At 40.7% G+C, this 21,366-nt stretch carries 16 protein-coding genes; 8 read left to right on the plus strand and 8 right to left on the minus strand.

Annotation, left to right across the window (positions count from 1 at the left end; translation table 11 throughout):
- Positions 1-1,037 precede the first annotated feature (1,037 nt).
- Genes ileS through RT138_RS14175 form a run of 6 tightly spaced genes read left to right on the plus strand, consistent with a single transcriptional unit; the run spans position 1,038 to position 8,002 of the window.
- Positions 1,038-4,451, plus strand: coding sequence for an isoleucine--tRNA ligase (gene ileS, locus RT138_RS14150; protein WP_313191334.1), 3,414 nt, complete (start codon positions 1,038-1,040; stop codon positions 4,449-4,451).
- A gap of 3 nt (positions 4,452-4,454) precedes the next feature.
- Entirely contained in the window at positions 4,455-4,838 is a 384-nt protein-coding gene (locus tag RT138_RS14155) for a TraR/DksA family transcriptional regulator (protein WP_093100778.1), read from the plus strand.
- A 57-nt stretch (positions 4,839-4,895) separates the two neighbouring features.
- Entirely contained in the window at positions 4,896-5,546 is a 651-nt protein-coding gene (locus RT138_RS14160) for a lipoprotein signal peptidase (RefSeq protein WP_185211141.1), read from the plus strand.
- 58 nt (positions 5,547-5,604) lie between these two features.
- Positions 5,605-6,555 carry a M20/M25/M40 family metallo-hydrolase gene (locus tag RT138_RS14165; protein ID WP_313191216.1) on the plus strand — a complete coding sequence of 317 codons (951 nt, stop codon included), beginning with the start codon at positions 5,605-5,607 and terminating at the stop codon, positions 6,553-6,555.
- On the plus strand, positions 6,543-7,472 hold the full coding sequence (locus RT138_RS14170) for an SDR family oxidoreductase (RefSeq protein ID WP_313191217.1): 930 nt from the start codon (positions 6,543-6,545) through the stop codon (positions 7,470-7,472). The genes RT138_RS14165 and RT138_RS14170 overlap by 13 nt, the downstream gene beginning before the upstream one ends.
- A 2-nt stretch (positions 7,473-7,474) precedes the next feature.
- Positions 7,475-8,002: an acyl-CoA thioesterase gene (locus tag RT138_RS14175; protein ID WP_185211147.1), complete on the plus strand. Its 528-nt coding sequence runs from the start codon at positions 7,475-7,477 to the stop codon at positions 8,000-8,002.
- 212 nt (positions 8,003-8,214) lie between these two features.
- Here the strand turns inward: RT138_RS14175 and RT138_RS14180 are convergent, their stop codons facing one another.
- The 6 genes from RT138_RS14180 to RT138_RS14205 form a co-directional block, all read right to left on the minus strand.
- Positions 8,215-11,424 (minus strand): histidine kinase, encoded by a 3,210-nt coding sequence (locus RT138_RS14180; RefSeq protein WP_313191218.1) that lies wholly within the window; start codon positions 11,422-11,424, stop codon positions 8,215-8,217.
- Positions 11,425-11,429: 5 nt separating this feature from the next.
- Positions 11,430-12,167, minus strand: a complete 738-nt coding sequence (locus RT138_RS14185; protein ID WP_313191219.1) for a LytTR family DNA-binding domain-containing protein — start codon at positions 12,165-12,167, stop codon at positions 11,430-11,432.
- A 158-nt stretch (positions 12,168-12,325) separates the two neighbouring features.
- The gene (locus tag RT138_RS14190; protein WP_313191220.1) at positions 12,326-12,736 is read right to left on the minus strand and encodes an EVE domain-containing protein; all 411 of its coding nucleotides are present in this window, start codon (positions 12,734-12,736) and stop codon (positions 12,326-12,328) included.
- Positions 12,737-12,785: 49 nt separating this feature from the next.
- Positions 12,786-13,136: a gliding motility protein GldC gene (gldC, locus tag RT138_RS14195; protein ID WP_185211155.1), complete on the minus strand. Its 351-nt coding sequence runs from the start codon at positions 13,134-13,136 to the stop codon at positions 12,786-12,788.
- 2 nt (positions 13,137-13,138) lie between these two features.
- The gene (locus RT138_RS14200; protein ID WP_185211156.1) at positions 13,139-13,381 is read right to left on the minus strand and encodes a hypothetical protein; all 243 of its coding nucleotides are present in this window, start codon (positions 13,379-13,381) and stop codon (positions 13,139-13,141) included.
- Positions 13,378-14,739 (minus strand): DEAD/DEAH box helicase, encoded by a 1,362-nt coding sequence (locus RT138_RS14205; RefSeq protein ID WP_409529457.1) that lies wholly within the window; start codon positions 14,737-14,739, stop codon positions 13,378-13,380. The genes RT138_RS14200 and RT138_RS14205 overlap by 4 nt, the downstream gene beginning before the upstream one ends.
- 81 nt (positions 14,740-14,820) lie before the next feature.
- Between RT138_RS14205 and RT138_RS14210 the strand changes: the two genes are divergently transcribed.
- Entirely contained in the window at positions 14,821-16,959 is a 2,139-nt protein-coding gene (locus RT138_RS14210; protein ID WP_185215966.1) for a S46 family peptidase, read from the plus strand.
- 127 nt (positions 16,960-17,086) lie between these two features.
- Positions 17,087-17,266: a histone H1 gene (locus RT138_RS14215; protein WP_185211160.1), complete on the plus strand. Its 180-nt coding sequence runs from the start codon at positions 17,087-17,089 to the stop codon at positions 17,264-17,266.
- Positions 17,267-17,675: 409 nt separating this feature from the next.
- On the opposite strand, the gene RT138_RS14220 is transcribed toward RT138_RS14215, so the two are convergent.
- Together RT138_RS14220 and RT138_RS14225 are read right to left on the minus strand one after the other, a co-directional pair.
- Positions 17,676-18,461 carry a GLPGLI family protein gene (locus RT138_RS14220; protein WP_313191221.1) on the minus strand — a complete coding sequence of 262 codons (786 nt, stop codon included), beginning with the start codon at positions 18,459-18,461 and terminating at the stop codon, positions 17,676-17,678.
- Between the two features lie 8 nt (positions 18,462-18,469).
- Complete coding sequence (locus tag RT138_RS14225) at positions 18,470-21,256, minus strand: outer membrane beta-barrel protein (protein WP_313191222.1); 2,787 nt, start codon at positions 21,254-21,256, stop codon at positions 18,470-18,472.
- Positions 21,257-21,366 lie beyond the last annotated feature (110 nt).

The following is a 21,366-nucleotide window of genomic DNA, read 5'->3' on the forward strand; positions in this document are numbered from 1 at the left end:
ACAACAAACCCAAATTTATTTAAAAACAACAAAAAAGTATTGCTTCACGGGTTGCATTGGCGTACAGGTCCTTTACCTTCGGTAAAGAATGACAGGGTCGTAGAGTGGAGGACCGTACAGATTCCTCACTGATCGTTCAGAATAAAAATGCGCTAAAAAGGGATTCAGAGTGAAGCGAAGAATCTATTGTTGTTTTTTTATGAAGATGTTGGTCATTGCCAATCGTAAGATGAGGAAATCATTTCAAATGAAGTAAGTATTTTTCCGAGACCCTTCGGGGGTGCCCTCAGGGTGACACAGAAAGGGTATTGAAAAACATTTCACCCACGCTGTGGGTTCACCTTTTCAAACACCCAATTTCTACAATTATGTCATCCCTGTTGGGCAATGTCATTAAGTTAATGTTTTAAGGGGAATACTGAGGTTCATGCTATTATCTACCCATATATATCTCTAAAATCAAAACATTATCTTTTACATTGGCGTATAGGTCCCTTACCTTCGGTTTCCACCTTCAAGTCATTCTGACGAAGGAAGAATCTCGGAAAACAACAAACCCAAATTTATTTAAAAACAACAAAAAAGTATTGCTTCACGGGTTGCATTGGCGTACAGGTCCTTTACCTTCGGTAAAGAATGACAGGGTCGTAGAGTGGAGGACCGTACAGATTCCTCACTGATCGTTCAGAATAAAAATGCGCTAAAAAGGGATTCAGAGTGAAGCGAAGAATCTATTGTTGTTTTTTTATGAAGATGTTGGTCATTGCCAATCGTAAGATGAGGAAATCATTTCAAATGAAGTAAGTATTTTTCCGAGACCCTTCGGGGGTGCCCTCAGGGTGACACAGAAAGGGTATTGAAAAACATTTCACCCACGCTGTGGGTTCAAAAAATGATCTTGGTCTATCCTCTCATCCTCGGATGGCGAGCGGAGTCGAGCCACATCCTGGTTCAAATCCCCCAATCCCAGCTATCTATAATTTGTGCAAATTTTTCACTAAATTAGCGACCTTTAAAAATCAGAATTAGATTACGTGATGTACAAGGAATATAAGCAGTTAAATCTTTCAGAAATAGGCAAAGAAGTATTGAAACGTTGGGAGACTGACGACATCTTTGCGAAGAGTATCTCCAACCGTCCAGCCAGCAAGCCCTATACTTTCTACGAGGGACCTCCATCAGCGAATGGAATGCCTGGTATCCACCATGTTATGGCGAGGACGATCAAGGATATTTTTTGCCGTTATAAGACTTTGAAAGGTTTTCAGGTTAAACGTAAAGGTGGTTGGGATACCCATGGTTTGCCGATTGAATTAGCTGTTGAAAAGACTTTAGGTATCACAAAAGAAGATATCGGTAAGAAAATTTCCGTGAAGGACTATAATGATGCCTGCCGTAAAGAAGTCATGAAATATACGGATGTATGGAACGACCTGACCCAGAAGATGGGCTATTGGGTAGACCTGGAACATCCTTATATCACTTACCAAAATGAATATATCGAGACGCTATGGTTCTTATTGAAGGATCTTTATAAAAAAGGATTGCTTTATAAGGGCTATACGATCCAACCTTACTCTCCTGCTGCAGGAACGGGCTTGAGCTCGCACGAACTGAACCAACCTGGAACCTATAAGGACGTTAAGGACACTACGATTGTTGCTGAATTCCGTTTGGACAAACAACAGATCCACCCCATGATGGACCGTTTGGTGGAAAACCAAGATGAGGACGTGGCTTTCTTGGCATGGACGACCACACCTTGGACCTTACCTGGAAACAGTGCCTTGACAGTGGGTAAAAACATTGACTATGTCAAAGTAAAAACCTTCAACCAATACACTGGAACGGCAGTTTCGGTTATCTTGGCAAAAAACCTGATATCAAAGCACTTTAAAGCAGATGGTCAGCAGGTTTCCTTCCAAGACTATAAATTTGGTGATAAGGTTATCCCTTGGGAAATCGTAGAGGAATTTAAAGGAGCAGAAATCGAAGGATTACGCTATCATCAATTGATGCCTTATGTGACTTCTGAAGAGCTAAGGGAAAAAGCTTTCCGTGTCATCTTAGGGGACTTTGTGACCACGGAAGATGGTACTGGTATCGTGCATACTTCACCAACCTATGGTGCAGATGACTTTAGGGTAGCTCGTGAGAATGGTATTCCATCCATCATGGTTCTTGATGAAAACGGCAAGGAAGTTCCCACCGTGGACAAGACCGGTAAATTCGTAAAAGAAATCACTGATTTTGCTGGCCGTTTTGTAAAAGAAGAATATTATTCCAATGAAGAGCGTGCGGACAAAGATTTCCGTCCTACGGATGTTTTGATCGCCATCAAACTTAAGGAAGAGAACAAAGCATTTGATGTTAAGAAATATGAGCACACCTATCCGCACTGCTGGAGAACGGACAAACCGGTCCTATACTATCCATTGGATAGCTGGTTTATCAAAACAACAGCGGTCAAGGAAGAAATGGTGGCTTTGAATAAAACCATTAACTGGAAGCCAGAGGCAACAGGAACTGGCCGCTTTGGTAACTGGTTGGAAAACCTGGTTGACTGGAACCTTTCCCGTTCAAGATATTGGGGAACTCCCCTACCGATCTGGAGAAGTGAAGATGAAAATGAGGAGATCTGCATAGGTTCAATGCCTGAGCTGAAATCTTACCTTGAAGCTTCATTAAATTCAGATGTCCTTACTGAAGACGAAAAAGCAACCAACAGATCCTATCTGGATAAATTTGGAACCGATGAATTAGACCTACATAGACCTTATGTGGATGATATCATCTTGGTTTCCGATGGCGGGCAGAAGTTATTCCGTGAACCGGACTTGATCGACGTATGGTTTGATTCAGGAGCGATGCCATATGCGCAATGGGGACTGGATTACGATAAATTGGAAAAAGGTGAAGCGCTTCCATTCAAGGATGAATACTTCTCGGCTTTCCCTGCTGATTTCATCGCAGAAGGTGTTGACCAAACACGCGGATGGTTTTTTACCTTGCATGCTATTTCAACCATGGTCCGCGGATCGATTGCCTTCAAGAACGTAGTGTCGAATGGATTGGTGCTTGACAAGAATGGCAACAAGATGTCCAAGCGCCTAGGAAATGGCGTGGATCCATTTGCTACGATCGACAAATATTCAGCAGATGCAACCCGTTGGTACATGATCAGCAATGCAGCACCATGGGATAACCTAAAATTCAATGTAGAGGGGCTAGATGAAGTTCGTCGTAAATTCTTCGGCACCTTATACAATACCTATGCATTCTTTGCGCTTTATGCCAATATTGACAAATTCAATTATGCAGAGCCTGAGATTCCATTAAAACACCGTCCGGAAATTGATCGTTGGATCCTTTCTTTATTGAACAGTTTGAGTAAGGAAGTAGATGGATTCTATGCAGATTATGAGCCTACTAAGGCTGCACGTGCGATCCAGAATTTTGTGGATGAACATTTGAGCAACTGGTATGTTCGTTTATGCCGTCGCCGTTTCTGGAAAGGGGAATATTCACAAGATAAGATCTCGGCTTACCAAACTTTATATACCTGTTTGGATACCATTGCAAAATTAATTGCACCGATCTCACCATTCTTTGCAGACCAATTGTATTTGGACTTGAATGCAGCAACAGGCAAGGAAAAATATGAATCGGTTCACTTGGCAGACTATCCAGCTTACCATGAGGACTTGGTAGATATAGAATTGGAAGAACGTATGGCCTTGGCCCAAGATATATCATCCTTGACTCTTTCGTTGAGAAAGAAAACAGGAATCAATGTTAGACAACCATTGAGCAAGATTTTGGTGCCTGTACTGGACAGTTCGTTCCAAGAGAAAGTAGAAAAGGTAAAAGACCTGATCCTTTCAGAAACAAATATCAAGGATATTGAATTTATTACTGACACCACCGGTATCATTAAGAAAAAGGTAAAACCTAACTTCAAAGTCCTTGGTGCTAAGGTAGGTAAGGATATGAAAGTGGTAGCCAGTGCGATCCAAAGTATGGATGCTGCCCAGATCCAAGCACTAGAAAATCAAGGGTCCATCCAGTTAACTGGCACGGAATATGTAATTAGCAGCGAAGATGTAGAAATCATAGCAGAGGACGTAGAAGGATGGCAAGTTGCTAATTTAGGACGTTTAACGGTAGCTTTAGACGTTAATATTTCTGCAGAGTTAAAGGAAGAAGGGATGGCAAGAGAGCTTATTAACCGCATCCAAAATCTCAGAAAAGATAAAGGATTTGAAGTTACTGACCGAATAAATGTGACCTTAAGTCAAAATACTGAAATTCAACAAGCTGTAGATAATAATTTCTCGTATATTTGTACGGAAATTTTGGCCGACAGTCTGAAATTCGATAGTGCCCTGGCAAATGGCGATGCTATCGAAATTGACGGAGAGAATTTATTGCTATCAATAGAAAAAATTTAAAGTATGGGAAACACAGAGAAAACACGGTACAGTGATGCTGAATTACAGGAATTTAAAGCAATAATTCTTGAGAAGTTGCGCATAGCGAGAGAGGAATTAACCTCTTTGACTACTTCTTTAAGTAATAGCAATGCGAATGGAACTGACGATACAGCAGGTACCTACAAGACATTAGAAGATGGCTCTGCAACATTGGAGAAGGAACAAATCAACCAATTAGCAGCTCGTCAAAAGAAATTTATCGACAATCTTGAAGCAGCCTTAGTGCGCATTGAGAACAAGACTTACGGAATCTGCAGAGAGACTGGTAAGTTGATTCAAAAAGAAAGATTGAAAGCTGTACCTCATACCACCTTGAGTATTGAGGCAAAAAACAAACAATATTAAGCAAAAGATTAAATAAATGGTCTTTGTTATCAACAGCAAAGACCATTTTTATATGCTATGAAAGGATACTCCAAGCCCGTTCTACTGATTATTATCATTTTATTGGTTGACCAAATCTCGAAGTTTTGGGTCAAATTAAACATGACCATCGGTCAGGATTTCAAAGTTTTAGGTGATAAGTTCTTGATTCACTTCATTGAAAATCCGGGCATGGCCTATGGTATGGAATTCGGTGGCGAATATGGCAAGCTTTTCCTGAGTGTGTTCCGTATCATTGCTGTAATGGGCATTGGTTATGGACTTCACTATATGGTCAAGAACAAGTATAACCGTGGCTTTATCCTGAATGTAGCTTTGATATTTGCTGGCGCGTTAGGCAATATCATTGACAGTGCCTTTTATGGATTGATCTTTAGTGAGAGTACTCCATTCTCCAAAGCAGTCCTGTTTCCAGATGGGGGTGGTTACGCCTCTTTCCTACATGGTAAGGTCGTAGACATGCTTTATTTTCCACTCATCAGTGGGACCTTCCCTACTTGGTTCCCAATCTGGGGCGGCGAGGACTTCTTGTTCTTCCGGCCAGTTTTCAATATTGCCGATTCGGCTATATCCGTGGGAGTTTTCTTGATCCTGATCTTCCAAAAACGTTATTTCAAGGAAGAACATGATGAAAAATCACATGCCAACAGTGAAATCGTAGAGGATTAAACTTTCCGATTTAACAAAGCTAATTACAACACTTTTCGCTTATTCCGTATATTTGGACATGAAAAATCTCCGAGTACTATTTTCTATTGCCCTATGTCTGGCAATTTTAGGTTCAGCAAACTTGGCAATCGCACAAGTCAACCCTAAGAATCTGAAGAAACATATCAAATATCTTTCTGCAGACAAAATGCTTGGGCGAGAAACGGGGATGAAAGGTTCTTCAAAAGCCGCTGACTACGTTGAGAAATACTTCAAGAAATATAAGTTGGAACCTAAAGGGGAAAAAGGCTATCGACAAAACTTCCCTGCTAAAGTGACCAAGGTTAAGATAGAAAATGCCGAAAGAAGATCGGACAACATAATAGGTTTCCTAGATAATGCCGCTCCCTATACCATTGTTATAGGTGCGCATTATGATCACTTAGGTAAAGGTGAGATCGGAGGTTCTAAAGATTCACTAGGTGTTGGAAAAATCCATAATGGAGCGGACGACAATGCTTCCGGCGTAGCTGGGTTGTTGGAGTTGGCAAGACATTATGCAACAAATGACATTAAAGAACCTTTTAATTTCTTATTTATCGGCTTTGGCGCGGAAGAATTGGGATTGATAGGCTCCAAATATTTCACCGAAAACCCAACCATTCCTTTAGCATCCATCCAATGGATGTTGAACATGGATATGATCGGCCGATATAATCCAGACAATGGTCTGGCAGTCATTGGTTATGGGACGAGTTCAGCATTCCCAAAGATCTTTGAAGGTATAAGCAGTAGCATTAAATTCAATAAGAGCCGTGATGGAAATGGCGGTTCAGATCAAACCTCATTTTACAGAAAGAATATTCCAGTTCTTTTCTTCCATACAGGTGGACATGATGATTACCACAAACCTACCGATGATGAAGAAAGGATAGACTACAAAGCAATGGAGGCAATCCTTAAATTGGAAATTGATGTGCTGGACAATTCCATGAAACAACCTAAGATGGACTTTCAATGGACCAACTAAGTTCAAATATCAGGGTCCTGATCACGGGATCGAATGGTTTTCTGGGACAGAAATTAACTGATTTTATCTTGAAAGAGACGGACTATAGCCTATGCTGTACCTCTCATTCGGAAAACAGGAATCCCAATAATCAAGGCTATCAATTTATACAATTGGACCTATTGGATTCAGAAGGCCTTGTCCAACTTTTAGGCTCATTTAACCCTACGCATATTGTCCATACCGCAGCCATGACCAGTGTTGAAGCTTGCGAACAAGACCCTGAGACCTGCAACAAGCTCAATGTCGAGGTAGTCAAATTGCTTTCAGAGCAATGCAAAGCGAAGGACATCCACCTGACCTTCCTGTCTACAGATTTTGTTTTCGATGGGAAAAATGGTCCATATGATGAGCTTGCCGAAACCAATCCATGCAATGCATATGGACAGAGCAAACTGGATGCGGAACAAGCAGTACTCCATTCAGGCTGCCGTGCGGCAATTTTGAGGACCATTCTAGTTTATGGGATTATTGCGGATCGGAACCGATCCAATCTGGTCCTATGGGCAAAATCAAAACTGGAAGCCCAAGAAGCGATCAAAGTGGTCAGCGACCAATGGCGAATGCCAACCTGGGTAGATGATCTGGCGAATGCCTGTTTGCGCTGTATTGAAAGGAATGCTGAGGGCATCTACCATATATCAAGCGACAAAATGTTCACAGTCCTGGAAGCAGTTGAGGAATTAGCCGATTATTGGAGTTTCGACAAATCCTTGATCAGTCCTATCCACGCCGCTGAAATTGGGCAAGCCGAAAACCGACCGCGAAAAACTGGGTTTATTTTAGATAAAGCGATACGCGAACTGGGTTTTAAACCAACACCCTTCCGCGAGTCGCTCACTTATATCGATCAACAATATACATTCTTTAGAAAATAACTATGCAAGATAAATACGCAAGGGAATCCTATACCGAAATGAACGAGTTGGTACTTCCCAATGACACCAATACATTCGGAAACCTCATGGGGGGAAGACTTCTTTATTGGATGGATATCTGTTCGGCTATGGCTGCGCAGAAACATTGCAATAACCAAGTGGTAACCGTTTCGGTAGATAATGTGTCTTTCAAACGTTCTATCAAGTTAGGCGAAGTGGTGACCATTGAGGCGCAAGTAACCCGTGCTTTTAACACTTCTGTTGAAGTGAGAATGGAAATCTTTGCGCAAAACCTCCCTCAGGGCACTAAAGTTAAGTCCAACGAGGCATACTATACCTTTGTGTCCATCGACGAGTCTGACCGTCCGAAAGCTATCCCTAAGTTGATTCCAGAATCTGATAAGGAGAAGACCTTATATGACGAGGCCATGCAACGTAGGGAATTAAGGTTGCTATTGGCTGGTAAATTAAAACCAGAAAATGCCACAGAGATCAAGAATTTGGTCAATCTTTTTGAGCATAAGGGATAAGGGAGGTTGTGATTGTTCGGTTGAACCAGGATGTGGCTCGACTCTCCATCGGCTTCGCTCAGGGAAAGCTCGCCATCCGGGGATTAGAGGATATATCAGGATCGAGATCCATATTCCTCTTGAAAGACAATAATTTTCGGGGCGAATTGAATTCGCCCGCCGAATGCATATCCTTAAATATCATCCCTTTTTAGGCTTAATTTACAAAGCTCTTATGCCTCCATTCGATCGGTCTTTGATGGCAGTGTTATGCATACTATGGTGGTAAATACGGAATCCTCATCCCCCTGATTAATCTGTAGGGATGCAAAGGGCGTCGGATAGTAGCTATTGATGATATTTATCCTTTCCTGTACACCCTTTATTCCGAAGGAGCTTTGTTTGAATGCAGATGATTTATTTTCGGCATTCTGATTAAAACCTATTCCATTATCCATAATCTGAATGATAATTTTCTGGTCCTCTTCAGCCATGGATATCCGGATCAAGCCTTTTTTAGATTTCAAATGTCGGACACCATGGTGCACGGCGTTTTCAACAATGGGTTGGATCAGCATAGAAGGGATTTTCTTATCCTTCTTGGTCAATCCTTTTTGAATCTCAAGTTCAAAATCGAAGGCATGGTTAAAGCGTTCCTGTTCCAGTTCTAGGTAAAGTTTCAATAATTGTATTTCAGAACTCAGGCTGACAATGGAATATTGAGAATTCTCTAAAACCAAGCGGCTAATGCTGGCGAACTTTTGGATTAGATCACTGGCACTTTTACTATCCTTCTCCACGACATAAGCCTCAATGGAATTCAGCACGTTAAAAATAAAATGCGGGTTCATCTGGGAACGGATTGCCTTTAATTCACTTTCATAGAGTTTTTGCTTAAAATCATTTTCCAATCGTTCCTGTTTCTCTTTTTCTATATCGGCGGCTTGCTCCTTGATCTTCGTTTCATTCATCATCAATTCCTGTTGGAGCTTAAGGTTGTATTCGGCCTGAAGTCGGTTGATGTTCTTATGTTCTTGTAGCCGATAGAAATAAAAGAACGTAACAGCGGAGAGAAATAAGACCACAAACAATAGCTTGAACCAAACCGTAGCATACCAGTGTGAAGCCAAGTTAATGTCAATTGAAGCAAACTGGGTAGACCAATTTCCAAACTGGTCTCCTACCCTGACCTGAAATTGATAATCATCTCCTTCCAAATTATTATATACCGCAATCTGCTCTTCGGAACTTTCCACCCATTGGGGATCAAATCCAATCAATTGAAATTGAAACCTAAGTCCTTGCTCCAAGAGTTGCTCGGCTGCAGAGAAGTTGAAGGTGAAATTGTTTTCATCGGGTCGTAATTCGATTATCTTTTTGAATAGGTCCTCTGATCTATCTTGATGTTGAACGAAAAACTTATTGATCAAAGGCTTAAAATTGATCGTCTTATCTGGATGAAAAACGGGCAAATCCCCCTTGACCAACCCCCAATTGGTACACCAGAACAGTTCATTCCCACGGACAAAAAAACTGTAGGTGATGTACTCCTCAGGCGGGAAAATCCCTGCAGATTCATTGAGATGGAAGAATAGCTTGGAAGCTGGCTGGAAAAACATGGTGCCATCAAGGGACTTCATCCAAATAAGTCCATTTTGATCTGCTTGCATCTTGACCGAGTATAACCAGGGTTGCGTATTACTTTCCGGATATTGGATAAACTCATATTCTGCCCTATTATTTTTCTTGATTTCAGCAATTCCTGAACTGGCATTACTGAACCAAAACCGTTTGTCCTGATCCAACAGAAAGGAGAATACCGTATTGGATTGGGGGGTCTTTGGGTTTTGTTTATTATGGGTGAATTGTTTGAATTGAGGTTCGAGCTTGTTTTCTAACAGGACCAATCCATAGCCATCCATTCCTAACCAAATTGATCCAAAGGCATCTTTACCGACACAGATAACCTTTGGGTCTGGTAGGCCATCCTTTTCCGCAAACAGGTCGATCTGCTTGGTATTTAAATGGTATCTATATAAGCCCGAGCTCCAGGATCCAATCCATAGTATGGGTTCGTTGGCTATGGTATCCACGATAATGCTATTGCAATCGGATTTTCTAAAACCATAATCCTCATTACTGATTTCCAATGGAACCAACCCTCTTTTAGGATCCTTAAATTCATAAACTCCTTGATCGATGGTTGAGATATAAATGGCCTCATCTGTTGTCATTAGGTTTCCAATCTTGAGTTCTTTTAAGGAATATTTTGACATTCTAAAATCCTGATTCGCATCCAGTTCACCAAAATCAGTTTCAGTCCTGTACCAAACTTTTCCTTTCCAATTGAACAATTCTACGATTGGATCGGCGTAGCGATCTTCAATCAGGCTATTTATTCGGTTGAGTTTGGAAGAATAGTAAAACAGGCCTGAATTAGTTGCCAGCCAATAACCATCCTTTACAATACAAAAATCAAAGATTCGTGTTGCCTTCGGTGTAATCGGCATTAAGGTTTCTAAAGAAATATACTCGATCTTTTTGGATTCAGGCTGATAAGTATAGATGCCATTGGAGACATGCCCGATGAGGATTTTATTTTCAGTTGGCCAAAAGGCAATGGAACTGATGCTATTGTCGTAAAAGTTGATGCTTTTGTCCCAGCCCAGAATAGAGGAAATGGTATTTTTGAAGGTATAATCTGCAGCGATAAGATCATGGTCATAATATCCGGCATAGATACGATCTGGACGCAACACAATACCATCTACCGCATTTTCCCCTTCATTTTCTAGATTAATCTGTTTTGCGGTATGTTTTATTGGATTATAGCATATCAAACCATCATAACGGGTCCCCATCCAGATATTCCCCAAAGAGTCCTCGTCCAAGGAAAAGATAGAAAGGTAATTTTTACTCACTATCCCCGGCATAGAGATCTGTTTTATTTCACCCGTTTCAGGATCTAGGGATTGTAGGTCTGTCTCTTGCCCTGAAAAATAAATCATACCCGATTTAGAAGCCAGTACATCATAAAGATTCTTTTTTACCAAGCCTTTGTTGCTCACTTTTGCAGTATATGAACTCAGGTTTTTCCCTATGGGTTTATTTCGATCATAGCAGATCAGTCCATGGCTATTACTGGTAATCCAAATTCTATTTTTCTGGTCAATAGCCATGCTACCGAGGTAATTGAGCATCACCCCGTTTGTATGTTCAAATTTCACATCGGTAAACTTCTGGCCATCAAAATAGGAAAGTCCACGTTTACCACTAATCCAGATCAATCCATTGCTGTCTTGCTCAATCCCTTCCACCTCATTGCTGGAAAGCCCTTCCTTCTCGGTGAAATGGAGAAAGTTATAGATCCGTCTTTGTCCATAAGTAATAGAACAGGTTAAGCATACAGCAAGGACAAAAGATAGAATAATCCTCAAATTCATTGGGTTTAGAAGGCTGTAAACAACCTATCCATCAATTGCTTCTTTTTATTTGGAGAGACTTCGATCTCCGAACCATCGACTAATTCCAAGGTCCCTCCTTCTCCTTTTTTATATTTTACGACGTAATCTAAATTGACGATGACACTTCTATTGACACGAAAGAGCTGCGTATTCTCCAATAACATTTCAAATTCCTTTAATGTTCTGGAAACAATGATTTTCGAGAGGTTATTCAGGAAGAAGATGCTGTAATTGCTCATGGCTTCGATACGGATTACATCATCCTTTTTCACTAGATGTATGCCTTCGGCGGTTGGCAATGCTAATCTTCCCATCACTGGGCGATTTTCCTTTAAGTCCACGTTTTTCAACTTTTCGCGCTGGGTGATACGCAGTTCAAGTTTGACCATGGCTTTCTTGAGTTCCTCATTGTTTACTGGCTTTAGGAGGTAATCGAGTGCATTTGCCTTCAAGGCATCCAAGGTGTAGATGTTGTAGGCAGTGACAAATATGACTTCAAATTCGAATTGCCCCAGTTTTTCGAGGAATTGAAATCCGTTCATAAAAGGCATTTCAACATCGAGAAAAAGGACATCACATTCCATGTTGGGCATTTGAAGCAAGGCTTCCTGGGGGTCATTGAATACGGCCGTTATGGACAATAGCTCCTGGAACTGTTGCAGCTTATGTTGCAATAATCCGGAACCACGAATTTCATCATCCAAAATAACTGCCTTTATCATATGTCTGTTAATTGGTTATTAATGAGTCAGCTGATATAAAGTTATTTGAAATTTTTGAATTAAAGAGGAAGAATGAGCAAAGTGGGGATTTTAGCTGTTGAAAGCGGATGGATAATGAGAAAATAAAAAACTCCCCAGTTTGGGGAGTTTCAATGTCTTTAGTCGGTATTTCCGAGTTGAACGATCCGATCAAATTCTTCAGCTTTAAGGGGCATCACGGATAGCCTACCTTGTCTGACCAATGCAACATCTTGAAGCAATGGATCTGCCTTGATTGTTTCCAAGGTAACTGGATGTTTGAAAGTTTCCACTGGAGCTAGATCCACCACTACCCAACGTTCATCTTCTGTGGTTGGATCTTGGTAGAACTCTTTCACGACTTTTGCCAAACCTACAACTTCCTTACCCTCATTGCTATGGTAATAAAGTACGAGGTCACCTTTTTTCATTGCTTTAAGGTTGTTTCGAGCTTGATCGTTGCGTACGCCATCCCAAAAGGTCTCCCCATCTTTATTAAATTGTTCCCAACTGTATTTAAATGGTTCAGATTTCACCAAAAAGTAATTCATATCTGCATATTGATTAGCCAACGAACCTGTTGGCAGATTCCAAATTCAATTAGTTCTGTTGTTCCAAGATTTCCATCTTATCAGCGTAGTGTGCACAATAGTCACGTAAATCGCCAATAATTTTCTCAGCCATTGGATCACCACCTGAAGACCTTAGGAAAGAGTCGCCTAATGTCTGCAAAGTTTCATAGAAGAAACGTTTCATTTCATCATAAGGCATATCTTTTGTCCAAAGGTCAATTCTTAATGAATTTTTATACTGGGCATCCCATAGCGCTAAGAACATAGCTTTTGCTGGTAATTCTTCTGTATTCTGCCCATCTGTAGAACTCCATTGGATGGAATCTGGAACATTGGAATCATCTAACTCGATCTGGAGTTTGATTTCTGCTTTCTTCATATCTAAAACTGTAATTTTATTAACATTGAAATGATACCCACCACCAAGATAAAACCTATCTGCATGATCCATAAGCGTTGTGTATTCTTGGTCCATAAGCGGAACAGGATATCCACAACGATGAGCACGATAGAAAGGATAAGGAGCCAAGCCCAGGAAAACAATGGCTTTTCTACCGAACCCATTTCAGATATTGCCCATACCAGGATACAAGCCAAGGTAATATTCAATGGGGTTAACTTCATCTTTTCTTGCTTGGTTTGCTATTTCCCTTTTTTACTGGCTTACCTTTACCACGAGCCGTTCTTTTTGAGTTATTTGCCTTAATGGCATACTTTTTCTCGTGGAATGCACCTTTGAAATCGGGGTTATCTTTTTTCTTCTGATTATCAATTTCCCTAGCGATATCCTGTTTTTCGTCGAAAGGTGTCTTTTCAATAACCACATCCGCAGGCAATTCCTTCACAGGAATGGTCTGTCTGATCAGCTTTTCAATTTTTGCCACATAATATTCTTCTGCTGGATTACAGAAGGTAATCGCATCACCTGTCTGGAAGGCACGGCCTGTTCTACCGATACGGTGTACATAGTCCTCGATAACGATGGGTACATCGAAATTGATCACATGGCTCACTTGCGACACATCTAATCCGCGAGCAGCTACATCCGTAGCAACCAAGATCCTAACTTCACCTTCTTTGAAGGCATTAATGGAGTTGATGCGGGTGTTCTGACCTTTGTTTGCATGGATTACGCGGACCTCCTCAGGACCATATTTCCGCTCAAGGAAGGCATATATACGATCGGCAACCACTTTTGTCTTGGTAAAAACGATGATTCTACTGAAGGTTTCATCGTCTTTGAAGAAATGTTGCAGTAAGTTAATCTTCGTCTTTAAGTTGGGAACATGATAAAGCTCCTGGGTCACGGTTTGTGCCGGAGTTGCCTGTTCGGTTACTTCGATAACGGTTGGGAATGCCAAGAAATCCCCTGCAATCTTGCGAACGAGTTCACTCATGGTTGCGGAGAAAAGTAGGTTCTGTCTTTTTCTAGGGACAATTTCCAGGACACGGTGGATTTTTCCAATAAAACCCATGTCCATCATCTTGTCTGCTTCATCAAGGACCAAGAATTTCAGGCTCTTGACATTGATATCACCTTCTAAATAGAGGTCGAGGAAACGGCCTGGGGTAGCAACAATGATATCACAGCCTTTGGCAAGGAGTTCCTTTTGGGTTTTTGGTCCCAAACCACCATATAATAGAACGGTTCTTAAGTCTAGGTAAGTGGAGAATTGCTTGATATGCTCTTCAATCTGCATAGCAAGTTCTCGGGTAGGGCTTAAAATCAATGCTCTTGGGTCATTACCTTGAGCATATTTCAGCTTCATGAGCATCGGCAGCACAAATGCTGCAGTTTTTCCGGTCCCTGTCTGCGCAATCCCCATCACGTCTTGCCCCGCTAGAATCGGTGTAATCGCCTTTTCTTGGATTTCAGTCGTGGTTGTATAGCCCGCTTCGGCTATTGCATTTAGGATCTGCTTATTAAATTTAAAGTCTTCAAATGACGCCATCTTGGCAAAGATAGTTAAATCCAAGGACATGCAGTGGCCTGATTTCCTTACAAATCATTTTGATTTGCGCCTAAATTCCAGCAAATTTGTCCTACCACAAAAAAGGTTGATATGAAAAAACTAGTATTACTATGTGTGCTGACGCTCGTTGGCACTTTCTCATTTGCGGATGAGGGCATGTGGTTCTTGATGCACCTAAAGCGTCTGAACGAAGCTGACATGCAAAAAAAAGGCTTAAAACTCACAGCCGAAGAAATTTACAGCATCAATAACTCCAGCTTGAAAGATGCAATCGTGCAGTTTAATGGCGGTTGTACCGCAGAGATTGTTTCAGGAAGCGGATTGGTATTCACGAACCACCACTGTGGTTATGGCGCTATCGCAGAATTATCTACTCCAGAACATGATTATCTGACCAATGGATTTTGGGCTAAAAACCATGCAGAGGAATTAAAGCCTAAATCTTTGTACGTTCGTTTCTTTGTCCGTATGGATGATGTTTCTAAACGTATCCTAGGTTTGGTAAACGATAAGATGTCGGAAAAGGAACGCGAAAAAGTGATCAATCAAGAAATTGCCAAGATCCAACAAGAAAACAGCGAAAATGGTAAATACGTAGTTTCTGTTCGCCCATTCTATAATGGAAATGAATATTACTACTTCGTTTACCAAGACTTTACAGACGTTCGTTTGGTAGGAACTCCGCCAAGCAGCATCGGTAAATTTGGAGGTGATACCGACAACTGGGAATGGCCTCGCCATACAGGTGACTTCTCTATCTTCCGTGTTTATGCTGATAAAGATGGTAATCCAGCTGAATATTCTAAGGACAACGTACCGTTGAAGCCTAAGAAATTCTTGCCAGTGAGCATCAAAGGTTTCCAAGATGGCGATTTCTCCATGATCCTAGGTTATCCAGGCCGTACAAACCGTTGGATGAATGCTGCAGGAATTGACCAAAACGTCAATTATGCGTATCCAGCATGGGTTGAAGCTTCTAAAGTGGGTATGGATGCCATGAAAAAATACATGGATAAAGACCAAGCGGTAAAATTAAACTATGCTTCTAAATATTCTGGAGTGGCAAACTACTGGAAAAATAGACAAGGGATGATCGATGCCTTGAAAAAGCACAAGACCGCAGCGGCAAAACGCAAGCAAGAGAAGAAATTCAACAAATGGGCAAACCGTCCTGAAAACAAGGAACAATATGGCAATGTCCTAGCGGTAATCAATGATTTCTACGCGAAAACAAACGATAAGGCCAGACAAGACAATTACCTGATTGGTATGTTACGTTCTTCGACTTTCGCAGCAATCCCTGCTACCTTAGGAAATGGTTTGAAACAATATGCACAAGAAAACGAAGCTAAACGCAAAGAAATGGCTCCACGCTTGGAAGCATTTATCGCGGATAACTACGAGAAAGCATATATGCCATTGGAAATTGATGTATTGGCTGATGAACTGAACCTATACGCAGCAAAAGGTGGTGAAATCGCTCCTTATGTTCGTGAAATGGCAAACAAGAACAGCGGGAACTTCCAATCGGATATCAAAACAGCTTTTGACAACAGCATCTTTGGATCACAGGCAAAATTGGCTGAATACCTTAAAAACCCTAAAGCAGAGCTGATTGATGCAGACCCTCTTTACAAACTATCATCATCTTTGATGGATAAATACCGTGAGACTTCTCCGGAGGCTGAAAAGATGAATGATGAGTTCTTGGCGGCATCCAGAAAATTCATCGCTGGAGTTTTGAAAATGGACCCTAATGGCAAATATTATCCAGATGCAAACTCTACATTGCGTTTGACTTATGGAACGATTAGAGCATTGCCTAAGGACAAAAGGAATGATGCCAAAGAAAATTATTACACAACATTGAAAGGTACCATTGCAAAATATAAACCAGGAGATGAGGAGTTCGATTTACCAAAAAGGTTAATGGAACTATATGAAAATAAGGATTTTGGACGTTATGCAGATAAAGCGGGCTATCTACCGGTTAACTTTTTAAGTGACCAAGACATCACCGGCGGTAACTCCGGATCACCTGTTTTGAACGGAAATGGCGAATTAATTGGCTTGGCTTTTGATGGAAACATTGAAGCAATGGCTGGAGACGTGATTTTTGATCCAAAATTGCAACGTACTATTTCGGTTGATATCCGATACGTTCTTTTCATAATCGACAAGTTTGCGGGTGCTCAAAACATCATCGACGAATTGAAAATAGTAGAGTAGATGCCACAAAAAAGGCGTTTATAACACAAAAAAACATTTTAAAATTCGCATTGTTTGCATTCCTTTTGTATATTTATGATATATTAGAGAATTAATTAAGAAAAACTAAAATTATATTAATTAAAAAATGGAAAACTACACTAAATTAAAAGAGCTAGTAGCTTCAATCGAAGCTGACGCAGAAAAATTCTTCAATAACGGAAACTCTGCTGCAGGAACACGCGTTCGTAAAGGGTTACAAGAGATCAAAACTTTAGCTCAAGAAATTCGTAACGATGTTACTTCTAAGAAAAACGAGAAGAAATAATTCGTTGAATTAAAGCATAAAAATCCCGGCCAGTACTGACCGGGATTTTTTTTGCAGTTGCAGCAGGATTGGGGATACTTTTGAACCAGGATTAAAGGGATGAGAGGATAGACCAAGATTAATATTCCTATATCAGTTGAATGGAATCACGACTCCTTAGGAAGGTCAGCCCCAGAGGAGTTTGAAAAAAAGTGGTTTAGGGGAATGTTATCTCCTAAACCACTCTTACTAGATTTGATGAAAATGAGAAAAGTATAAAAACGGTCAACCCTATTTAGGGATGAACCTAGGTCTAAATACTAAATACTTTCTACTAAATACTCTCTCAAAGCGAAAGAGCCGGATAAATCCAGCCCTTTGCATCATCATTAATTTTGAATTGCTTAATAAATAAGATCTTAATATGATCCTATAAGAATATGGCAGCCATAATCAGGTTGAACTGTTTGTCGGTCATCCAACGGCCAAAGATTTCCTTCATGCGGTCTTTGGTCTGTTGCCTGGTCATGGTATCGGCTTTCTTCTTAAAGATATTGGAGTTAACTGTCGTCGCTTGCATTTCCACTTTTGTGGCGTAGATATTAAAATGCTGTTCTGGAACAACCAATCCTAGGATCATTCCTGGTAAGCCATGCAGGGTACTAGGCGATCCGGCAGTCGGAATCTGATCGGTGTAGAAGGCAACTACATACACAGAGTCCAATGTGACGCCGTTAGCTCGCCTACAATCGTATCCAGCAATATTTCTGTACTCATTTGTTATCTTCCACTTAACGTTCGTCAGAGAGTCCTTAATGTTGATCAGTGAGCCTCCCATTTCCATGGTCTGTAAAGATTCGTTCTTTGCTATGTTCTGATAAATCTTGGCACCGTAATCCAAAAGTCCCATACGCAGAAGGTTTGCAATCATTTGCGGTTGGTCCTTCTCAATAGGCTCCACGGAGAATTCAGATCCACTAAAGGATAGTTTTTTATTTAATACTGCTGTCTCCGGCACTTTGGCCATCATTTCCTCAAAATACTTCTTGGAGAAATCTCCATCTTTCAGGGTTTGGATATGCCTACGCATCAGATTCTTGACGTGAACAGTTTTGTCATAGGTAATGGTTCCTTGTTCAGGGAAGAAAGCATATTGTGCATTGGCGAATCCCATGCTCAGGATGGCCAAAAGTATTGTCGATAATATATATTTCATTTTCATAATTACTCAGCTCCTTTCATTGATGTGAATTCCCAAGATAGTTTCAGCATGTAATATCTTGCGATATTGTTAAAGCGTTGTTGGGTGATCGCCTGTCCTGATTGGCTTCTGCTGAATCCAACGTTTTGATTAAATACGTCATTCACGTAGAACGATGCGATCAGACTTTCATTTTTCATGAATTTCTTGGAAATACCTGGACTGAACTTCAACCTACTGAAATCGGTAGGTAATGATTTAGTTGCCGCTTCATACTCGTAGTTCAACTCACCGGTCAATTGGATCTTCGCTGGCAGGTAGTAAGTAAATCTACCGTAAGAGTCAAAAGTGAAACCTTCAGAGTTCAACTCAGGGTTCAGGGTGGTTTTCAACACTCTATAACCTGGAGAGAAATTCAGGTAAAAGTCAAAGCCTTTGGTGGTATTTTTTTGGAAACCGATATCCGTTCCGAAGCTGTAGCTGATGTTTTTGTTTTCTTCAAAATCCTTTGGATTATTGACATCAGAAAGGTCTTTGATCTTGTTGTAATAGTTATTCAGGTTTGCGTTCAATCCGAAGTTCATCTTGATCTGCTGTTTCTTGATCAGATCAAAAAAGTAACCACCATATACATAACCATTGATCATGGCCTTATCGGTATTGACATAATAAAGGTCTCTTTTCAGGGAAGGATGGATAACCACATCGGTCTGGATCGCATTTAATGTCTGCGTCATACCAATTCCGGTGTACATATTCTTTCCTTTCAGCATGTCATACCAATAGTAGTTCAGGTTATAGTTGTTGGAAACGGATGGTTTCAAACTTTCATTCCCGAAATATTGGTTCATCTGGTCTTCGTTCTGTTTCAAAGGTTGGATCTGGAACAGAGAAGGCAATGAATTGGATCTGTTGTAAGATATATTCAACGACTTAGCCTTGGTGAAGTTATATCTGAAACGAGCTCTAGGATTGTAAGTAAGGTAATCTCTGCTCATTTCATTTCCTGCCAAGTTGTTCTTTTGGAACATATCATCATGTCTGATGTTATTGGTCAGGTTAAATTCAATTTTATCGGCTTTGTAATTGAACGAGATGTTCGCTGCGTTCCTAACTGTATTGAAATTAAAGTCATTACTGAATTCCTCATCGAAATCGGTATAGTTTCCAGAAGCATCTTTGTTGTATGCACTATTGATAGAGTGGGCCTTTGAATTGGTGTACTCATATCCAAAAGCCATATTGATCTTCTTGGAAAAAGGCTCTGTATAAGTTGCAGCAGCCATGATCGAATTAGAGTTGTTGGAATTGTCTTTAAACTGATCAACAAGGGTCTCCGTTCCTTCTACGACGTTTTTCAATGAAGAGTTCAACATCATGTCCGATTCCGTTTTACCTAGGTTCCCAGTGAATTTCAGGTTGATGGAGCGACCCTCTTTAGCAAATTTCCTTGTGAAGTTTGCATCATAGTTGAAGTTGTCATTTGAGGAATTGATATCTTGAGAACGTTCATCTTCAGATTGCAATTCACCGTTCTTAAAGCTCTTTCCGCTTCTCTGCGTATTATTCTCACTGTTCATTTTTGAAGCAGCAACACGCAAAGTCAGGGTTGTCAATGAATCAATATTTACATCATATTTGGTATTCAAGCGATGTCCTGTACTTTTGGAGATATCATCATTATCTGTTTCAGAGTTTGAGATACCCTCGGTTAAAGGAGTTTGGCTAATGGTATTGGTATTGATTTCATTTTCAGCCATACCATATTTATAGTTCAGGTTCAGCTTATGTTTCTTTTCCTTCCAAGCATCCATAAATGAAACCCCAGCGGTCAAGGCTTTTGGCTGCCCCCTATTGGTGTTGTTCAGGAATCCACCACCACCAGTGATCATGATTCCACCATCATCCAATACGGTCATATTACCGTTATCTACACCAAACTTCTCAGCTTCGCGCCAATCTAGATCGGTAGTTCCATCATTGGATGTAATGCCGTATGCAGAGATCTTTTGGGATCCTTTAAATTTATTGATAGCTGCTTTACCGAGATAATATCCAGAATTATCATCTAAACCGCCACCAGCTTCAAGCTTGCCGAACATACCGTTCTTGGCATCTTCTTTTAATTTCACGTTAATGGTTTGAACGCGGGTTCCATCGTCAACACCCGTACGTTCAGCCTCTTCAGATTTTTTCTCAAAGACCTGCACCTTATCCACCATATCCGATCGGATATTACGGGTTACCAGTTTAGGGTCATCTCCGAAAAACTCCTCCCCATCGACTAGCACCTTTTCAACGGTCTTTCCTTGGGCAGTAATCTTACCTGATGCATCGACAGAAATACCAGGGAGCACCTTTAGAAGGTCTTCTACCTTTGCATTCTTTTCAGTTACGAAACTGGATGCATCATATTCCACGGTATCTCCCTTGATGACTACGGGAATCTTACCGGTAATTAATACTTCTTCAATCAGGTTGGCAGCACTTTGCATAGTGACTTCACCAAGACTCTTGTTTCCAGAACCTTTGCTGATTGTTTCAAAGAAGTCACCAAACTTTGGGTAGCTGATGATGACTAAATAATCCGTGGTGTCGGGATTATTGAGGGAGAATTTGCCCTCTTGATTTGCTCTCGTAAAGTCTACGAGGATGGAATCTTTCGCCTGCAAAAGCATGACGGTCGCATTGATAAGCTTCGTCTTGTCCGTTTCATCAACGACAGTACCCGTAATTTTAGTTTGGGCAAAACTGGCAAGTGAAAATAAACCGAGAAATAGGCTTAAGATTACTTTGGTTAGTGGTTTCATAAAAAAGTTAAAGTTTCAAATCAAATAAAGGCAGCACTAAATTATCACTATTGTGAGAAATAACAGAAAACTAAAAGATCTTTAACAATCATTTAACACAATGCTTTAAA

The sequence above is a fragment of the Sphingobacterium sp. genome, from assembly GCF_032065005.1.
Classification (GTDB): Bacteria; Bacteroidota; Bacteroidia; order Sphingobacteriales; family Sphingobacteriaceae; genus Sphingobacterium.